This window comes from Pseudonocardia sp. P1, from assembly GCF_000178675.2.
Classification (GTDB): domain Bacteria; phylum Actinomycetota; class Actinomycetes; order Mycobacteriales; family Pseudonocardiaceae; genus Pseudonocardia.
In genome coordinates, this window is the sequence record NZ_ADUJ02000001.1 from 3772057 (window position 1) to 3790496 (window position 18440).

Genomic DNA, 18440 nt, shown 5'->3' on the forward strand with positions numbered 1-18440 from the left:
GCCACTCCCCGATCGGGGGACGGGCGAGGAGGTTGCGTGAGCACAGCGGCACCGACCGGGACCGCACCGGGAACCGGCCCGCTCGCCGGTGGCCCGGTGTCGATCGCGCTCGTCCGCGCGGTGGCCGATGACCCGTCCGCCCCGCGCACCGTCGCCGTCGGCGGGCCGGCCGGGTCGGGCAAGTCCACCGTGCTCCGCGCGCTCGCCCGGGCCTGGGCCGACGCCGGTGCGGACGTCGTCGAGGGGGTGCCCGGCGGTGCACCGGACCCGTCGGCGGTGGTCGTCGTCGACGATGCGCACGAGCTCGGCGACGACGAGCTGGGCGCGCTGCGTGAGCTGGCGGGGCGCCCCGGGGCACGGATGCTGGTCGCGTTCCGGCCCTGGCCGCGCGGGCGGGCGCTGGCCCGGCTCGGCGCCGTCCTCGCCGCCGGCGCCCCGCCGCTGGTGCTGGGCTCCCTCGACGCCGCCGGGGTCGCCGCGCGCGCGGTGCGGGTCACCGGGGACCGGGTCGCCGACGACGCGGTCCGCGCCGTCCTGGAGCGCACCGCGGGCTCCCCGATGCTGGTGGACCGGCTGCTGGCCTCCGGCGCGACGTCCGGTGCGGTGCCGGCCGGGCTCGCCGAGCAGATCGGCTACGTCGTCGACGCCGAGGACCCGCGCGTCGTCGACCTCGTGACCGCGACCGCGCTCGGCGCGCCGTCCGACAGCGAGGTGCTGGTGCCGTTGCTGGGCCTCGCCGACGCCGCCGGGTCGGGCATCGACGAGCTCGACGAGCTGGTGCAGCGCGCCGCCGCGGCCGGCCTGTGCACCCCCGACGGCCGGGTGGTCCCGCTCGTCGGCGAGGTGGTGCGGGGGCGAGTCGCTCCGGCCCGGCGCACCGAGCTGCGGCGCTCGCTGGCCGAGATCGAGCTCGATCGCGGGGGGAGCGTGCTCGCCGTCGCCCGGATGCTGCGCGGCTCGGGTGCGACCGGCGACCGGGCGGCCGCGGTGTTCGCCGCCGCGGCGGCCGAGGCCGCCCGCTCCGAGCACCCCGACGCCGTCCGGTTCTACGCCGAGGCCGTCGCCGCCGGGACCCCGCCGCTGGCCGTGGCCGCCCACCGGGCGGCGTCGCACCTGGTCGCCGGGGACCTCGACGGGGCGCTCGGTCACGCCGACGCCGTGCTCTCCGCGACCGACGCCGTCGAGCCCGACGACGCCGTCCGGGCCGGGTCGGTGGCCGCCGCGGTGCTCGCGCGCCGCGGCCTGCTCGCGCGCAGCGCGGAGCTCTACCGGTGGACGGCGGCGGTGGCCGGTGAGGGCATGCCCGCCGCGGCCGTCCCGGTCCTGATCGGGACCGGCGCGCTGGCCGAGGCCCGCGAGGTCGTCGACGGCGCGGGCGGGTTCGTCCCGGGCCGGGCGCCGACCCTCGTCGACGGGGCCGACGACCTCACCGCCCGCGGCATGCTCGACTCGGTCCAGGGTTCCCCGACGGCGGCGCTGTCCGGCCTGGCGCGTGCCGCAGGGTTGCTGGAGAGCGCGCACGGGGCGGCGCTGCTGCCCGACACCCCGGCCGCGCTCGCCGCGCTGGTCGCGGTGCACACCGGTGAGTTCGACGTCGCGTCCTCGGTGCTGGACCGTGCCCTGCGCACCGGCCTCGGCGGCGCCCCGGCCCGGCCGCGGCACCGGCTGCTGCTGGGCTGGATCGCGTTGCTGCGCGGGGCGACGGGGCCGGCGGCCGAGCGGCTCGCGGCCGTCGACACCGCGAGCGGTGATCGCCCGCTGGAGCCGCGCGACGAGTTCCTGGCCGCGTCGCTGCAGGTCGCGATCGCCCGCCGCAACTCCGACGTCGGCGCGCTCATGCGGTCCTGGACCCGGGCCAGGCAGGCGATCGTGCGGCACCCGGTGGACCTGTTCGTCCTGCAGCCGCTCGGCGAGCTGGTCACCGCGGCGACCCGGCTGCGCGAGGAGAGCTGGGTCCGCCCGCACCTCGACGAGGCGACCGCGCTGCTGGACCGGCTCGGGCGTCCCGCGCTGTGGGGGGCACCGCTGCACTGGGCGCAGCTGCAGGCGGCCGTCATGGTCGACGACGTCGACACCGCCCGTGCCCACACCGAGGCCCTCGAGCGGGAAGCGGGTGGAAGCCGGTTCGCCCACGCCATGGCCGCCGCGGCGCCGCACTGGGTCGGGGTGCTGGAGAACCGGATCGACGCGGCGGCCGTCGAGGAGGCGGCCCGCGGGCTGCACGCGGTCGGCCTGTCGTTCGACGGCGGCAGGCTCGCCGGGCAGGCGGCGCTGCGCACCGACGACCGGCGTGCCGTGTCCGCGCTGCTGGCCTGTGCACGGGCGCTGCAGGCGGCCGGAGCGGACGTGCGGGCCGCCCCCGCCGAGGACGCCGGTCGCGCGGAACCCGTCCCCGCCGGGCCGGGCGGCACCGCGGCGCCGTCCGTGCGACGGGGGAGCGAGCCCGCCGCGCCCTCCCCCGCCGTACCGGGGAACGGGACGGGCGGCACCGGGGAACCGGGCGGCAACGGGAGCGCGGAGCCGCCGTCGCTGCTGTCCGAGCGGGAGCTGGAGGTCGGCGAGCTCGTCGTCCAGGGCCGCACCCAGAAGGAGATCGGCGAGGCGCTCTTCATCTCGGCGAAGACCGTCGAGCACCACGTCGCGCGGATCCGGCAGCGCCTCGGCGCCGGCAGCCGCAGCGAGCTGCTGGACGGACTCCGCCGGATCCTCGAGGACCGCCGAGGCTAGTGGTGCACCGGGGCCGCGAGCAGGCCCTCGCAGCTGCGCACCACGATCCGGGCCGCCTCCGCCGACGCCCGCCCGGTCAGCGGGCTCTCGGCGCGCCGGCGCCAGCGGCGCAGCGCGTCGGCGGCGGCGTCGTGGACGTCGCGCGGGCCCGCGCCGTCGTCGAGACCGAGCCGGGCGACCGCGGACCCGCCGTCGCCACCGAGCAGACGCTCGGCGTCGGCGAGTGCCTCCGCCGGAAAGACGATCTTCCCGGCGCGCAGGTCGGACAGCGCCCGCAGCTCGACGAACTCGTGCGCCCCCGCGAGGATCCGCTCCACCTCGGCGCGCAGCGCGGCCGTGGCGGGTCGCGGCTCGCGGGTCAGCACGAGATCCACGGCCAGCAGCGCCGACCGGGACTTGAGCAGGTCCCGTCGCTCGGAGAACTGGGTGTCCAGCACCCGGCGCAGCTCGTCCAGGCCGGAGCGGCGGACGAGGTCGTCGGCCAGCGCGGAGGGGTCCTTCACCCCCTGGCGGATCAGCGTGCTCGCCAGCCGCACCCCGAACAGGCCGAACCGTTCGAGCAGCCGGACCCGGGTGGCGGAGTCGGGCCGGTCGAGCTCGGTGCGCCCGAACCGGTCCGCCGAGAGCAGTAGCGCCTCGACGTCGGCCCGCGGCAGCGCGGCCAGCTCGGAGAGCGCGACGAACTCGTCCTGCCGCATGGTCCGGGCCGTCTCGGCGACCAGCCCGGCGACGGCGACGACGGTCTGGCACAGGCCGCGCAGCTTGTCGTCGCCGCGGTAGCGGCGCGCGATCCGGCGCGCCGAGGTGAGCGCGTCGAGCCGCCCGACGCCGATCTCGTCGGCCCGGGACAGCACGGCGATCGTGTTGACCGGCGTCGCGCGGGCGACGCCGCGGTCGTGGAACGCCTCCAGGAACCGCACGTCACCGGCGTGCAGGTGGCGCATCAGGTAGACGACGGCGTCGGCCGGGGACGGCGCGTCCTCCGGGGTGAGGAACTCGCCCGCCCGGGCCGAGGTGTCCGACGACAGCGACGCGATGCCCGGGGTGTCGATCAGGTTGGTTCGCCGCAGGTGCTGCGACGGCCAGTCGACGAGCAGCCGGTCCACGTTCTCGACCGGTGTGCCCTGGAGGTCGATCCGCAGCGCGCCGTCCCGGCGGGACAGGGTGAGCGGGCGCTCCGGGCCTCCGCCGCGGGGCCGCATCCGGACGCCGGGGGCGGCCGCGTCGGCGTACCAGGTGACGATCCGGGTGCACTCGCCCGCGTCGGTGGTGGCGATCCGCTCCCCGACCAGCGCGTTGAGCAGCGTCGACTTGCCCGCCTTCACCTTGCCGGCGATCGCGACGCGCAGCGGCTCGTCGAACCGCTCCAGGTGGTGCCGCAGCCATCCCGCGGCCTGCGGCGAGTCGCCGTAGACGTCCAGGGTGTTCCGCAGCAGCGTGCGGGTCTGGTCGGTCAGCGCGCTCACGACGACGCCTCCACGGTCGCGGCGAGCGAGCGGGCCCGCTCGGCGAGCCCGCCGACCCGCTCCAGCTCGGCTTCCAGGTCGGCGACCCGCTTCTGCCGCTCCTTGTCGTCCTTCATGGCGGTCTGGGCGGCCGTGACCGACTCCTTGAGGGACTCCGAGAGCTCCTCGGCGAGCACCGTGAAGTGGTCGCGGAGCTCGCGCTGGATCTGGCGCAGGTTGTCCCGGGAGTCCTTCCCGACCTGGAACGTGACCTCGTCGATGTGCCGGCGGACGGCGTTCTTGGAGTCGGCCTGCCTGCGCTGCACGAGCCGCTTCTTCTCGTCCCGGACGGTCTTGGCGCCGAAGAGCAGCCCGGCGCCGATGGACAGCGGGTTGAGCAGCGCGAACCCGGCGAACGTCGACGCCAGGCCGAGCATCAGCAGGCCGCCGTAGCCGCCGCGCATCCCGACGAACAGCTTCTGGCCGGGGCCGAAGTTCTCGCTCGCCGGCAGCTCCAGCGCGTCGACCTTCCCGGCGACCGCGCCGCCCGCGATCCGGAGATCGGGCAGCTGGACGTCGATGTCCTCGGCGAAGTGGTCGGCGACCTGCTCGGCCAGCCAGCGGGCCCGTTCGGTGGTCCACACGAAGTTCTGCGCGACGGCGTGCGAGACCTGCTTGTGGAACCACTCCGCGAACTGCTCCCAGATGTCCGCCGGGTCGGCGTCCTCCAGCAGCTGCTCGGCGTCGCGGGACACGGCGCGGAGCCGGTCCCGCAGGTCGTACTCGATGTCGGCGATCAGGTCGGCGACGCCGTCGTTCAGCGTGGTCTGCCAGCGCGCCGACCGCTGCCGCAGCGCGTCGACCCGGGACCGGGCCGCCTCGAGGTCCTTCGCCAGCGCACCCGCCTTCTCCGGGTCGTTCTGCGACATCAGCTCGGCGCGCATGCTCGACTCGAGCGACTGGCAGGTGACGAGCACGTCCTGGCTGGTCGATCGGCGGCTCAGGTCGTCGGCCCGCGACACGACCTTGCGCAGCAGGAAGCTCACCAGCGCCTGGAAGCCGGACTCGGCGATCAGGTCGAGGTCCTGGGTACGGGCCGCGTGCAGCCGCAGCGCCGACGACACCGGCAGCAGATCGGCCTCGATCCGGGCGTTCCGCAGGTGGCCCTCGTCGAGCTCCACGATCCGCCGCCAGTGCGGGTAGAGGTCGGTCTTGGTGACCACGCACGCGACGTTCGGGCACAGCTTGCGGGCGGCCTGCAGGAAGTCGATCTCCGGCGAGGTGTACTCCTGGCTGGCGTCGGAGACGAGCAGGACGGCGTCGGCGGTCGGCAGCGCCGACATCGTCGCCGCCCCGTGCGCGGAGCCCAGCCCGCCGACGCCGGGGGTGTCGACGAGGACGAGCCCGCTCTGCAGCAGCTTTCGCGGCAGGGTGACCTCGGCGCGGGTGAGACCGGACCGGTTGCCGGGGTTGCCGCCCTCGGAGACGTGGTCGGCCAGCTGCTCCAGCGGGACGGGCGTGCGCTCGGCCCGCTCACCGCCCGCCTCCTCACGGACCAGGGTGACGGTGGTGTCCTCACCGAACCGGACCAGCGTGGGGACGGCGGTCGCGATGTCGTCGTCGACCGGGCAGACGGTCGCGTTGACCAGCGCGTTCACCAGCTGGCTCTTGCCCTGCTTGAACTCGCCGACGACGAGCACCCGCACCGCGGGGTCGGTCAGCCGGGTCTTGGCCTGGGTCAGCCGAGGCGCGAGATCGGGGCGGTCGTAGGCGGAGACCGCTTTCAGGGCCAGGTCGACGAGGCCGACCGCCTCCGGTACCGCCACGTGCCGACGCCCCCCACATGCTCGTGCTCCGGAGCGGTCCGGGTACCGCTCGTCACGTTCCTGTCATGGATACACGAACGCCATCGGCCCCGGTCACCCACGTGGGGGTGACCAGGGCCGATGGGCCGTGCGGTCCAGCGCACTGCTCCGGAGAGCAGGTGCGACATCCTATCCCGAAGAAGGGATCAGAGGATGTCGACCGCCAGGTTCGCGTTCACGTCGTTGTGCGACAGCAGGTCGTTGTGGGTCTCGCTGTTGTCGACGACCGACGTGTCGTTGTCCTGGCTGAAGTCCTGGTTGTAGGAGTCCGAGACGTCGGTCGAGGTGCTGGTGTTCGTCTCGGTCTCGTTGAACGAGCCGGTGGCGTCGTGCGAGCCGGAGGCGTTGCCGCCGACCGCGACGGCCGAGCCGTCGTCGGCGGAGACGTCGCCGACCGTGGTGGCGTCGCCGTCGCCGAAGGCGATCGTGTTGTCGTCGCCCTTCACCACGTTGTTGCCGTCGCCGACGACGTTGTCGTCGCCGGTGGTGATGGTGGAGTCGGAGATGTCCCGGCCGGCCGCGACCGAACCGTCACCGGACGCGACGACCGAGTTGGTCTCGATGTCCTGGCGGAAGTCGCCGCCGCCGGTGTCGATGTTCTGGTTGATCGAGTTGTCGACGATGGTGTCGCGGTCGTCGACGTTGTAGGTGTAGTGGTTGTTGGTCACGTACTTGTCGAGGTACTTGACCGGGTCCTCGCCGTGCTCGACCGGCGGGGGCGGCGGGGTGTGGTGGCCGCCGCCGGAGTGGCCGGAGCCACCGGTGTTGTAGCTGCGGTCGAACGACACGTCGTCGTTGTCCTGGGCCAGGACGATCGCGTCCCGCACGTCGTCGGCGGAGACCTCGGACAGGCCGCACTGGGCGAGCAGGCCCTGCGGGTCGTCCTTGAACTCGGCCAGCAGCTTCGGGTCCTTCAGCAGGTCCAGGATGAACTGGATCAGCGACTTCTCAGCGGACATCACGCGCTCCTCGGGAGGTGTCGTCGCGCTCGGGCGCGCGACGGAGGTTCGGAAGGGGGGAGGTGAGCGGGCCGGTGTCGGGAACCGGCCCGCTCACCGGGCGGGTGGGCCGGATCAGGCCTCGACGCCGAGGTCGATCGAGTTGTGCGAGCCCACGTGGGTGTGGGTCTCGCTGTTGTCCTCGAAGCGCGAGTCGTTGTCCTGGCTGAAGTCCTGGTTGTACGAGCCGTCGATCGAGGTCTCGTTCGTCGTGGTCGTGGTGGTCTCGTTGAACGAGTTCGTGGCGTCGTGCGAGCCGGAGGCGTTGCCACCGATGGAGACGGCCGAGCCGTCGTCGGCCTTGACGTCGCCGGTGCTGGTGGCGTCGCCGGAACCGAACGCGATGGTGTTGCCGTCGCCCTTGACCACGTCGTTGCCGTCGCCCACCACGTTGCCGTTGCCGGTCGTGATCGTGGAGCCGTCGATGTCGCGGCCGGCGGCCACCGCGCCGTCGCCGGAAGCGGTCACCGAGTTGGTCTCGATCGACTGGCGGAAGTCGCCGCCGCCGGTGTCGATGTTCTGGTTGACCGAGTTGTCGACGATGGTGTCGCGGTCGTCCACGTCGTACTCGTAGAAGTTGTCCGTGACGTGGACCTTCTCGCCGGCGGCGTGGTGGTGGCCGCCCTCCTTGCCACCGTCCCACTTCCAGCCGCCCTTGCCGCCGTCCCAGTCGAAACCGGTGTCGTAGTTGCGGTCGAAGGAGACGGTGTCGTTGTCCTGGGCGATCAGGACGGCGTCGCGGACGTCCTCGGCGGTCAGGTCGCCCAGGCCGTAGTGCTCGAGCGCGGCCTGCGGGTCCTTCGCGAACCAGTCCCGGAGCTCGATGTTCTCGTCCTTGTCCGGGCCCAGGCCCAGGAGCATGCGGACGAACTCGATCAGGGTCACGTCGTGGGCGTGGTCGGCCATGGTCGCCTCCGGGGCTTCGGTGGTTACCGGCTCGAGGGCGTCGGCCGGTGTTGACGAGAAAGCTAGGCAGACCGGACGCGACGGCCATCGGGGATCGTTCCGGGTCCCGATGGGGGCCCCTAGGGGATCGCTCCCCCTCTGCGAATTGCTGCGCCGCACGGGCTAACGCCGGGGCGGCAGCGATCGATGGGTCTCGGGAAGGGGCCGACGCCTGCGGCGTCGCGCGCCACCGGATGCGGCGGGTCGGGGGATTCGGCGCCGACGAGGGGAAGGGACATGTCCTACCTGCTCGGGATCGACCTGGGCGCCACCGTGGTGACCGCCGCGGTGCTGCACGGCAGCGCCTGCGACACCCGTGCGCTGCCCGCCGTCCTCGTCGCGACCCCGGCCGGTGACCTCCTCTGCGGCGAGCCCGCACGCCGCCGCGCCGCCGCCGACCCGGACCGGGTCGCCCGCGGTTTCCTCGAGCGGGTCGGCGACCCGACCCCCCTGTCGCTCGGCGGTGTCCCGTACCGCGCCGAGGACCTCTGCGCCCGCCTGGTCCGCTTCCTTGTCGACGAGATCGGCGCCCGGCACGGCGGGGCGCCGTCCCGGATCGGGGTGACCCACCCGGTGTCCTGGGGCCGGCACAAGCGCGACCTGCTCGCCGCCGCGCTCGACCGGCACGGCCTCACCGTGTCCCTGGTCGCCGCACCGCAGGCGGTGGCGCTCGCCCACCGTGACGGCGCGCCGGGCGACCGGCCGCTCGCCGTCGTCGACCTGGGCGGGAACGGGTCGACCGCGACCGTGCTCGCCCCCGCCGGGCCCGGCGTGCTCCCCGCCGTCTCCGGGCGGACCGAGGCGTGCCGGACCGGTGGCGCCGACGTCGACGACGCCGTGTTCGCCTTCGTCCGGGGCGCCACCCCGGACCTCGCGGCCGCGTTCGACGCCCTCGACACCGACGACCCGCGGGTGCTGGCCGCCCTCACCGCGCTCCGCGACGACTGCCGGGCCGCCAAGGAACTGCTCTCCCGCGACACCGTCGCGACCGTCGGCGTGGACCTGCCGGGGGTGCGGACCTCGGTCCGGATCCACCGCTCCGACCTCGACGAGCTCGCCCGGCCGCTGGTCGAGCCGCTCGCCTGGCCCGTGGAGGAGGCGCTCGCCGCCGCCCCGGACGCCGAGGTGCTGCTCGCCGGCGGTGCCGCCCGGATGCCGGCGGCCGTCCAGGTGCTGTCGGCCGCGCTCGGCCGCCCGCTGGCGGTCGCCGCGGACCCGGTGCACGGGGCCGCGCGGGGTGCCGCGCTCGCCGTGGCACCGGGCGCGGGGACGTCGTGGCCGGGTGTCCGGATCGCGCCCGTCCCGGCGGCCGGTCCGGCGACGTCCCGGATCCCGGCGCCGCGGGGGCCCGAGCGCGCCGTACCGGTCGGTGCGGGTGGCGTCCCCGCGCCGCGCGAGGCGGCGACCGCCTCGCCGTGGGCCCCGCCCGGCGTCCGTACGGAGACGGTGGCCGAGCGGGACGGGGGAACGGCCGTCGGTCTCCTGGACGCCGCGACCGGGCCGCTGCCCGCGGTCCCCGCCCGCCGCGGCGCCGCGCAGCCGGACGGGCGGGCCACCCTCCCGGCGGCCCCGGTCCGCCCGTCGCTGCGCACCGCGGCCGCGCCGGTCACGGGGGTCGCGCCGGCCCTCGACCGGCTCGCGGCGCCGGAGCGGCCCGCGCCGGACACCCTGGTCACCCGGGACGCCGACCGTGCCGTGGCCGCCCGGTCGCAGCTCCGGCAGCGGATCCTGATCGGGGCCGGTGGGCTGGCCGGGATCGCCGCGGTGGCCGGCGCGATCCTGTTCTGGCCGACCCAGCCGTCGTTCGGGGAGCTCAGTGCGGCCCCGACGCTGCCGGACACCACCTCCGCCGCCGCCCCGGCGCCCGTCGTCCCGGGGGCACCGGCCGCCGCGGGGCCCGCAGCGGCACCGGGGACCGCGTCCCCGGGGACCGCGGGCGCGACGGTCGCGGCGCAGGCCGGGAAGCCCACGGCGAACGCCTCCCGGGGCGCTGCGGCCAACGCTCCGGCCGCGGCAGCACCGGCCCGTCCGGGAACGCCGGCTCCGGTCGTCCCGCCGCCGCCTCCCGCCGCCGTGCCGGCACCGCCGGTGAAGCAGGCACCTGTGTCGCCCGGACCCACCGTGAACCCTCTGCCCAGCACCCCGCCGGTGACAACGCCTTCCCCGACGGAGGGCGAGCCGGTGGACCCGGGCCCGACCACCCCGCCACCGGCGACCGGCACCACCACCCCGGTGCCTCCGGCACCGACGACCGCGGGTACTCCCGCGTGACCCCCGATCACCCACTGCGCTGCGGTGACAGCGGCGAGTGACCCCCACCCCGCCCGGCATCCGGCCGGGACGGGATGATTCGGACCGCCGGGCCGGCGTGGAAACGGGAGCCCCCACGCCGGCTCGGCCCCATCCCGGGCCTCGTGTCACCCGAAGGCCCGAAGTGTGTCCCGCGCCGCGTCGTGTGAGCCGGGGACACCCCTCCCGAGGTGGTAGAACCACGGGTGGTCACTGGTCGGACACGGTACGAGGGGAGCGCGTGGTGACGCGGTTGGCAGGGGCGGTCATCGGCATGGCGGCGGTGGCACTCGTCGTGGCGTATCTGGCCTTCGGATGGCCGGTGCTCCTGGTCGGCGGACCGCTGTTCGCCGGCGTCGCGATCACGGTGCTCGCGCTCGTGCTCACCGAGCGTCCCCGGGCCGCGCTGCGCGAGCGCCGCGCGGCGCACACCGGCGACTCCCCGTGGAAGAGCGCGGTGGACCGCGGCGAGCGTGCGGGCAGCGGCCTGATGAGCGGCTTCTTCGAAGCCGGCCCGCAGCCGGGTGCGCTTCCCGAGCAGCGTCCCGCACCGGCTCCCGGTGCCCGCCCGGCGGGCGCCCGGTAGCGATAGGTGAGAATCGGGCGGTGACGATCTTCGGCACCGCCCGTACCCGGACCCTCCGGGGGCGGCCGTGCTGATCGGGATGACGTTCGCCGTCCTGGCCATGCTCTGCAGCACGGTCGCGGCGATCCTCCAGGCCGACGCCGCCCGCCGGGGCGGCCGCACCAGCGCGGTGCTGACCCGTCCCCGCTTCATCGGCGGGATCGGGATGGACGTCGTGACCTGGCTCTGCATGGTCGTCGCGCTGCAGTTCATCCCGATCTTCGCCGTCCAGGCCACGCTGGCCGGGGCGATCGCGATGACGGCCCTGTACGCCCGCTGGTTCCGCGGTGAGTGGCTCCGCCCGGTGCACCGGCTCGCGATCGGCTGCAGCATCGTCGGCCTCGCCCTGGTCGCGGGCAGCGCCGGGACCGAGCGGAAGGAAGCGGTCACCGGGTACGGGACGACGGTGGCCGTGCTGGTGGCCGCACTCGTCGCCGTCATGGTGGCGACGCTGGCGACCAACCGGACGACGAGGCCGTGGCCGCCCGCGGTGCTCGCCGGGCTCGGGCTCGGCGGCGGCTCGGTGTGCATCCGCGCGATGCACGTCTCGGAGGGCGTCAGCGTCTCCGGACTGCTCGCGGAACCGCTGGTGTACCTGCTGCTCGGGATGGCTGCGACCGGGCTCTACAACTACGCCCGCGCCCTGCAGCTCGGCGACATCGCGACCGTCACCGCGCTCTACATGGTCGTGCAGGTCGTCGTCCCGGGACTGGTCGGGATCACGCTCCTGGACGACACCGTGCGCCCCGGTTTCATGTGGCTGCTGCTGCTCGGGCTGGTCCTGGTCGTCTACGGGACCTCGATCCTGGCGCGCCGCCGTCCGGAGAAGCGGACGCCCCCGCGGGTGGCCTAACGTCGGCCGGCATGGCGACCTTCGAGCGTCCGGGGCTGACCCTGCACCACGAGGAGCGCGGCTCCGGCTTCCCGATCCTGCTGATCGCGCCGGGCGGGATGCGCTCGACCATCGACGCCTGGGGGAACGCCCCCTGGGACCCGGTCGAGCACCTCTCCGACCGCTACCGCGTGATCGCGATGGACCAGCGCAACGCCGGTGGCTCGGCCGGTGAGGTGCACGGCACCGACGGCTGGTCCACCTACACCGCCGACCAGCTCGCGCTGCTCGACCACCTCGGCGTCGACGAGTTCGCGGTGCTCGGCATGTGCATCGGCGGCTCCTACATCGCGAGCCTGCTGGCCACCGCACCGGAGCGGGTGCGCGCCGCCGTCACGCTCCAGCCGATCGGCCGCGACGACAACCAGCAGATGTTCGAGGAGAAGTTCGACGAGTGGCGGGCCGGGATCGAGGCCGACCACCCCGAGGCGTCCGACGACGACTGGGCCGCGTTCCGCTCGAACATGTACGCGGGCGGTGGGATGCTCTACTCCGTCCCGGACGAGGCCCTCGCCCGGTTCACGACGCCGTGGCTGGTCCTGATGGGCGGCGACCCGTTCCACCCCGAGCAGGTCTCCCGCCGGCTGGTCGAGCTCGCTCCCGGCGCCGAGCTGGTGGAACGCTGGAAGGCCGAGGAACACGTCCCTGCCGGGAAGGCGGCCGTCGACACCTTCCTCGCGAAGCACCTGCTCTGATTCGTCCACGACCGGGCCGCCCCGGCACGGCACGATGAACCGCATGCCGAACTGGGACGACGTCGTGCGGATCGGGTCCGGGCTGCCGGAGGTCGAGGAGTCGACCTGGTACCGGACGCCGTCGCTGAAGGTCCGGGGCAAGGGTTTCGCGCGGCTGCGCACCGAGGACTCCGCCCCGGACACCGGCCTGGTCCTGATGTGCTCGCTCGAGGAGAAGGAGGCGTTGCTCGCCTCCGGCGACCCGGCGTTCTTCACCACGCCGCACTACGACGGCTACGGCGCGATCCTCGTCGACCTCGACCGGGTGGACCCGCAGCAGCTCGCCGAGCTGGTCGAGGAGGCGTGGCGGCGCAAGGCCCCGGCGACCGTGGTGCGGCGCCACGACGGCTGAGCAAGGATCACCCCGTGCGCTACGTGGTGATCGGGGCAGGGGCCGTCGGCGGGACGATCGGGGCGCGGCTCGACGGCGCCGGGCGCGACGTCGTCCTCGTCGCACGCGGGGCGCACCTCGACGCGATCCGGGAACGCGGCCTGCGCCTCGACTCCCCCGACGGGTCCCGGACCCACCGGATCCCCGCGGTCGCGTCGGTCACCGAGGTGGACTGGGCGGACGGCGACGTCGCGGTGCTCGCGGTGAAGTCGCAGGACACCGGCCCGGTGCTGACGTCGCTGGCCGCGGTCGCGCCGGACGTCACCATCGCCTGCGCACAGAACGGCGTCGCGAACGAGCGCGCCGCCGCCGAGCGCTTCGACCGGGTCCAGGCGGTGCTCGTCATCCTCCCGGTCGAGCACTACGAGCCGGGCGTGGTGATCGCGTCGTCGTCGCCGGTCCCCGGCGTGCTCGACGTCGGTACCTACCCGGCCGGCACCGACGACGCGAGCGCCGCGCTCTCCGCCGACCTGCGCGCCGCCGGGTTCGCCTCCCGCCCCGACCCGGCGGTCATGGACGCGAAGTACGGCAAGCTCCTGACCAACCTCGGCAACGCGGTCGACGCGATCTGCGGGACCGCCGACCCGGACGCGGCCCGGGTGACCGCGGCCGCCACCGCCGAGGGCGAGGCGTGCCTCGCGGCCGCCGGCATCACCGCCCGCACCGGCGACGACGACCGCGTCCGCCGCGAGGGCATCCTCACCGAGCAGGCGGTCGGCGGGCGGTCCCGGCGGGGCTCGTCGTCCTGGCAGAGCCTGAGCCGGGGCAGCGGGTCGATCGAGGCCCGATACCTCAACGGCGAGATCGTCGCCCTCGGCGCGGCCCACGGCGTCCCGACCCCGGTGAACGCCGAGCTGCTCCGGGTGGCGGAGGAGATGGCCGCGTCCGGGGAAGCTCCCGCCTCGCGGCGTGGTGCCACCCTCCTCACCGTGTTGGCATGACGTACCCGCTCGCCACGGCCCGTGCCGCGTTCCTCGCATCGCTCGACGGGCTGTCGGCGCTGCTCGACCGCACGGGACGGCCGGGACGACCGCGCCCTCGCGGACCTGCTCGGCTGAACCCGGTGATCACGGATCCGGCAGGGATCCGGCCGGATGTGGCCGCGCCCCTGCCCGACCCGTGATCACCGCGGAAACGCCGTGAACAGTCCCGGGGGACGGCCTACTGTCGGGGCATGTCGGCTGCTCAGGAGATCCGTACCGTCGCCGAACTGCAGGAGCTCACCGGTGAGGCCACTGCGCCGGCGATCGCCAAGGAGCGCGACCATCTGCTCGACGTGCACCGCGAGTGGATCGCGGTGTCCCGGTTCCTGCTGCTCGCGACCTCCGGTGCGGACGGCACGTGCGACGTGTCGCCGAAGGGCGATCCGGCGGGCTTCGTGCACGTCGTCGACGACCGCACCGTCGCGATCCCGGAGCGGCCCGGCAACGGCCGGGTGGACGGCTGGCGCAACGTCCTGGAGAACCCGCACGTCGGGCTGATCCTCCTGGTGCCCGGCCGCAACGACACCATGCGGATCAACGGCCGGGCCCGGCTCGTCCGGGACGCGCCCTACTTCGACGAGCTCGCGGTCAAGGGCCGCCGGCCCCTGCTGGCCTGCGAGGTCGCCGTGGACCAGGTCTTCACGCACTGCCCGAAGGCGTTCCTGCGCTCCGAGCTGTGGAAGGCGGCGACCTGGCCGGAGAAGGACCGGCTGCCGTCGGTCGCCGCGATCGCCCAGCAGCTGGCCCGGCCCGACGAGCCGCTGGAGAAGATCGAGGAGTACTACGGACCGTCCTACGCGGAGCGGCTCTACTGATCCGTACCCGGAGGGTCACGCAGATTACATCGAAACCGCTGGTCAGGGTGTGAATAATGGGCCCACGTGAACACCCCCGTCCCGCCGGTCCGGCGATCCGTGCGCGCCCTGCTGTCCGCCGTCCTCACCGCACTCGCGATCCCGATCGCGCTCGCGGCGGGGGCCGCGCTGCCGGGTCCCGCGATCGTCGTCTGTGTGGTTCTGGCGGTGTTCGTCGGTCTCGTCGCCAGGACACTGTCCTGGGTGGCCGGTGAGCCCGGTGGCCAGGCCGCGACCGTGCTCGCGCTGAGCGCCGGCCTCGGTTCCGGGATCGCGGTCGTCGTGCTCGGGGTGCTCGCGGTGCTGGCCGGACCGGTCGTCCTGGTGGTGATCCCGCTGGTCACCGCGTTCGCCGTCGTCGGTTGGTGGGTCGTCCGGGGTGACGCAGGCCCCGTCGTCTAGTGCGGTGTGTGGGCCTCCAGGACGGGGGCCGCACCGACGTCCGCGAACGGTTCGGGCGACTCGACCAGGCACAGCATCGGGTGGCCGTACAGCGCGGCGAGCCGCGCCTCCCGGGCGAACGCGTCGAGCACCGCGTGGGCGAGCCCCGGCCGGAACGTGTCCAGTACATCGTGGTGCCGGATCAGGACGGCGGTCCCCGTGGAGGCCGGGTCGGCGCCGCCGAAGGTGAACTCGGCGACGTCGCTGAGCGCGTCCGCGAGGGCGTCGAGCCCGGAGCGGCCGTAGCCGTCCGGTAGGCCGAAGATCCCGGCGAAGCCGTCGTAGAGATCCGCCTCGCGGGTCCAGCGCCCCGCGTCCAGGCGCAGTACGACCCAGCCGAGCTCGGACAGCCGGCGGGCGGCCGCGTCGAGGACCTCGGGGTCGTCCACCCGGTGGACGAACGAGTTCATCAGCAGCTGGTGGTCATAACGCGAGTACGACGCCGTGTGGTCCGGCGCCGTCGGGTCGAACAGCACGTGGCGCACCATCGCGACGATGGTGCCCGCGCGCGTGCCGGGCGGCAATCACGTCACCGGGCGAGGCCGGCGACCTCCCAGGCTCCCTCGATCATCCGGAAGATCTCCTCCACCGCGGCCTCCGGATCGGGTGCCTCGCGGGCCAGCGCGTGGGAGTCGATCACGAAGGTCGCGAGCGTGCGGCAGGCCGTCGTGTCCGGCGGCACGCCGACATCGGCGGCGACCGCCGTCGTCAGCGACGCGGCATGTCGCAGGCGCATCGCCTTCTCGTACTCCTTCAGTGCGGGCGTCCCGTCGATCATGCGCCAGATCGGGGCGGCGGCGCCCGACGCGCAGTGACGGACCATGGCCTGCATCTCCCGGCACAGGGCGGGCACGAGTGGCTCGCCCGGTGCCCGGTCGCGGACCGCGTGCGCGAGTCGGAGCTCGACGTCGTCGTCCTGTTCGAAGACCAGGGCCTCCTTGGAGGCGAAGTGCGAGAAGAGCGTGGTGACGGCGACGTCGGCCTCGGCGGCCACGTCGCGGATGCCCACCGTGTCGTACCCGCGCTCCAGGAAGAGCCGTATCGCAGTGTCGGCGATCTTCTGGCGGGTCGCGGCCTTCTTGCGCTCACGGCGTCCGGTCGGAGCGGTCACGAGGAGAGACTACCAGGTCTGAAATCATACCCGTTGCAAAACACTAACCGTTAGTCTTAGTCTCGGCCGCATGAGGAGAGTGAGCTTCGCCGAGTTCGGCGGTCCCGAGGTCCTGCAGGTCGTCGACGTCGAGGAGCCCCACGCGGGCCCCGGCGAGGTGCGCGTCGCCGTCCGCGCGGCAGGGGTGAACCCGCACGACTGGCGGGTCCGCGAAGGACAGTTCCAGGCGTTCCGACCGGTCGAGCTGCCCTCCGGGCTGGGGCTGGACGCCTCCGGCGTGGTCGACGAGATCGGCGACGGCGTCGACGGGGTGGAGATCGGCGACCACGTGTTCGGCGAGGGTGTGGACACCTACGCCGAGTTCGCGGTGCTGACGGCCTGGACCCGCATCCCCGAGGGGCTGACCTTCGCAGAGGCGGCGGGCTACCCGTCGGTCGTGGAGACGGCGCTGCGCATCCTGCGCGAGGTCGGTGTCCAGCCGGGACAGACGCTGCTGGTCAGCGGCGCGTCCGGCGGCGTCGGCTCGGCGGTGCTGCAGATCGCCCGGGACCGCGGCATCACGGTGATCGGCACCGCCGGCACCGCCAACCAGGAGTACCTCCGGAGCCTGGGGGCAGTCGCGACGACGTACGGAGACGGCTGGGTCGGGCGGGTGCGCGGGCTCGGGCCGGTCGACGCCGCCCTCGACCTGGCCGGCTCGGGCGTGATCGGCGAGCTCGTCGAGCTGACGGGTGATCCGCAGCGGGTCGTCTCCATCGCAGATCTCGGCGCGCCGGAGTTCGGGGCCCGGTTCTCCGGAGAGGGCGGGAGCGTCCCGGACGCGCTCGCCGAGGCCGTCGGGCTCATCGAGCGGGGCGCCCTGAGCATTCCCGTCGAGCGGTCCTACGCGCTCGACGACGTGGCCACGGCGCACGTCGACAGCCGCACCGGCCACGCGCGAGGGCGCCGGGTCGTGCTGGTGCGGGCGGGAGCGGCCGCCGGCGGACCGGAGACCGGCCCCTGATCCCTCCCGCGGTCCGGATCGACCGTCCCCGGGAGGGCTCCCGGGCACCGACCGGCATCGTCGTCCTCCCCGGACGAAGAGGAGAGCGTCATGGTCGACGCGAACGCACCGGACGGGGCCGCTCCGCGAGGGGGCAGCCGGGGACGCCGGACGGCGGCTGCCGTGCTGTGCGGTGCCCTGGCGGCCGCGGCCTTCGGCCTCGGGGTCCGGGGGCTCGTGGCAGGGAGCTCGCCGACGGCAGGCGCCCCCGCACTCGGCAACGCCGTGCTGGTGCTGGCCGGGTGCGGGTGGTGCGCTGCGGCGGCCCTTGTGAGCTCCGTGCGCCGGGCCTGTCGCGCGCTCGACGTGGCGACGCTCCTCGCCTGCGCCTGGTGGGTGCTCGTCGTCCCGGTCGCCGCTCCGGAACCGCCCGGCGCCGCTGCGCCGTTCTCCACCGCGGCGACGACCGCGGCAGGCGTCGCCGGCACCCTCGTCGCGCTCGCGCTTCAGGGGCTGCTCGGGATCGTGGTGCTCCTGGGGGTACGCACGTTCGCACGGCGATCATGACGAGGAACGACGAAGGCCCAGAATCGGCGAGGAACTCCTCGCTGACCTGGGCCTTCGTGTTCTGAGCGGATGACGGGAATCGAACCCGCGTATTCAGCTTGGGAATCCGATGCACGTCGCTGGATCTGGCCCCTGACCTGCGGGTCGGGGTGTCGCGAGTGACCGTTGTTGACCCTCGTGGACCCTGCCGTATCGCACGTTCGTCGCACGCAACGGCGCCCAAGACACGCAGCGGCGTGCCCAGGATGAGCACCGCCCTCCTATCGCGAAACGGGCGCCGTCGCTGCCTGCGCGTCCACTACGGGACCCGCGATCACCAGCCCAACCACTGTCGCGGCGTGTCAGCGGGTATCGGGCCGTTCCGGGCGGGATGTGCCCCAGATGTGCCCGACGCGGGCCGCTCCCCCTACGCCGTGCCAGTGCCATCCCGTCGACCTGCTGCAAGCCGACCGCATCCGTGTGGTAGCCCGGAGGGAGGTCGGCGGGATGGCACGACCCACCATCCCGGAGGCCAGCCCGCCCGGCGAGGGCACGCCGCTACCAGCCGGAGATGAATAGCTGAAGTAGGCGTCGTTGCAGCAGTGGTCGAGG

18 protein-coding genes are annotated in these 18440 nt (G+C 74.4%); 12 read left to right on the forward strand and 6 right to left on the reverse strand.

Annotated features, from left to right (window positions below; translation table 11 throughout):
• Positions 1-36 precede the first annotated feature (36 nt).
• Positions 37-2727 (forward strand): helix-turn-helix transcriptional regulator, encoded by a 2691-nt coding sequence (locus tag PP1_RS17255; RefSeq protein WP_075314861.1) that lies wholly within the window; start codon positions 37-39, stop codon positions 2725-2727.
• Here the strand turns inward: PP1_RS17255 and PP1_RS17260 are convergent.
• The 4 genes from PP1_RS17260 to PP1_RS17275 form a co-directional block, all read right to left on the reverse strand.
• Positions 2724-4193 (reverse strand): dynamin family protein, encoded by a 1470-nt coding sequence (locus PP1_RS17260; protein ID WP_060574466.1) that lies wholly within the window; start codon positions 4191-4193, stop codon positions 2724-2726. The genes PP1_RS17255 and PP1_RS17260 overlap by 4 nt on opposite strands.
• Entirely contained in the window at positions 4190-5998 is a 1809-nt protein-coding gene (locus tag PP1_RS17265) for a dynamin family protein (RefSeq protein ID WP_010223742.1), read from the reverse strand. The genes PP1_RS17260 and PP1_RS17265 overlap by 4 nt, the downstream gene beginning before the upstream one ends.
• 185 nt (positions 5999-6183) lie before the next feature.
• Positions 6184-6996, reverse strand: coding sequence for an IniB N-terminal domain-containing protein (locus PP1_RS17270; protein WP_010223740.1), 813 nt, complete (start codon positions 6994-6996; stop codon positions 6184-6186).
• Between the two features lie 114 nt (positions 6997-7110).
• On the reverse strand, positions 7111-7941 hold the full coding sequence (locus tag PP1_RS17275; protein WP_010223737.1) for a hypothetical protein: 831 nt from the start codon (positions 7939-7941) through the stop codon (positions 7111-7113).
• 276 nt (positions 7942-8217) lie between these two features.
• On the opposite strand from PP1_RS17275, the gene PP1_RS17280 reads away from it, so the two are divergent.
• From PP1_RS17280 to PP1_RS17320, 9 genes are all read left to right on the forward strand, one after another.
• The gene (locus tag PP1_RS17280; RefSeq protein ID WP_075314859.1) at positions 8218-10251 is read left to right on the forward strand and encodes an Hsp70 family protein; all 2034 of its coding nucleotides are present in this window, start codon (positions 8218-8220) and stop codon (positions 10249-10251) included.
• Positions 10252-10513: 262 nt separating this feature from the next.
• Positions 10514-10855 carry a hypothetical protein gene (locus PP1_RS17285; RefSeq protein WP_139316942.1) on the forward strand — a complete coding sequence of 114 codons (342 nt, stop codon included), beginning with the start codon at positions 10514-10516 and terminating at the stop codon, positions 10853-10855.
• A gap of 79 nt (positions 10856-10934) precedes the next feature.
• Entirely contained in the window at positions 10935-11747 is an 813-nt protein-coding gene (locus tag PP1_RS17290) for a hypothetical protein (RefSeq protein ID WP_139316941.1), read from the forward strand.
• Positions 11748-11758: 11 nt separating this feature from the next.
• Positions 11759-12481, forward strand: coding sequence for an alpha/beta fold hydrolase (locus PP1_RS17295; protein ID WP_010226091.1), 723 nt, complete (start codon positions 11759-11761; stop codon positions 12479-12481).
• A 43-nt stretch (positions 12482-12524) separates the two neighbouring features.
• Positions 12525-12872 carry an MmcQ/YjbR family DNA-binding protein gene (locus tag PP1_RS17300; RefSeq protein WP_029239280.1) on the forward strand — a complete coding sequence of 116 codons (348 nt, stop codon included), beginning with the start codon at positions 12525-12527 and terminating at the stop codon, positions 12870-12872.
• Positions 12873-12886: 14 nt separating this feature from the next.
• Positions 12887-13852 (forward strand): ketopantoate reductase family protein, encoded by a 966-nt coding sequence (locus PP1_RS17305; RefSeq protein WP_010226086.1) that lies wholly within the window; start codon positions 12887-12889, stop codon positions 13850-13852.
• Complete coding sequence (locus PP1_RS17310) at positions 13849-14034, forward strand: hypothetical protein (RefSeq protein ID WP_029239279.1); 186 nt, start codon at positions 13849-13851, stop codon at positions 14032-14034. Before PP1_RS17305 ends, PP1_RS17310 begins: the two co-directional genes overlap by 4 nt.
• 51 nt (positions 14035-14085) lie before the next feature.
• On the forward strand, positions 14086-14709 hold the full coding sequence (locus tag PP1_RS17315) for a pyridoxamine 5'-phosphate oxidase family protein (RefSeq protein ID WP_010226084.1): 624 nt from the start codon (positions 14086-14088) through the stop codon (positions 14707-14709).
• A 66-nt stretch (positions 14710-14775) separates the two neighbouring features.
• Positions 14776-15150, forward strand: coding sequence for a hypothetical protein (locus PP1_RS17320; protein WP_010226082.1), 375 nt, complete (start codon positions 14776-14778; stop codon positions 15148-15150).
• Here the strand turns inward: PP1_RS17320 and PP1_RS17325 are convergent.
• Together PP1_RS17325 and PP1_RS17330 are read right to left on the reverse strand one after the other, a co-directional pair.
• Positions 15147-15677 (reverse strand): barstar family protein, encoded by a 531-nt coding sequence (locus tag PP1_RS17325; RefSeq protein ID WP_010226080.1) that lies wholly within the window; start codon positions 15675-15677, stop codon positions 15147-15149. The genes PP1_RS17320 and PP1_RS17325 overlap by 4 nt on opposite strands.
• A 41-nt stretch (positions 15678-15718) precedes the next feature.
• On the reverse strand, positions 15719-16300 hold the full coding sequence (locus tag PP1_RS17330) for a TetR/AcrR family transcriptional regulator (RefSeq protein WP_010226078.1): 582 nt from the start codon (positions 16298-16300) through the stop codon (positions 15719-15721).
• 70 nt (positions 16301-16370) lie between these two features.
• Here PP1_RS17330 and PP1_RS17335 point away from each other — a divergent pair, with 70 nt between their 5' ends.
• Both PP1_RS17335 and PP1_RS17340 read left to right on the forward strand, forming a co-directional pair.
• Positions 16371-17303 (forward strand): NADP-dependent oxidoreductase, encoded by a 933-nt coding sequence (locus tag PP1_RS17335; protein WP_075314857.1) that lies wholly within the window; start codon positions 16371-16373, stop codon positions 17301-17303.
• A 90-nt stretch (positions 17304-17393) separates the two neighbouring features.
• The gene (locus PP1_RS17340) at positions 17394-17849 is read left to right on the forward strand and encodes a hypothetical protein (RefSeq protein ID WP_075314855.1); all 456 of its coding nucleotides are present in this window, start codon (positions 17394-17396) and stop codon (positions 17847-17849) included.
• Positions 17850-18440: the final 591 nt, after the last annotated feature.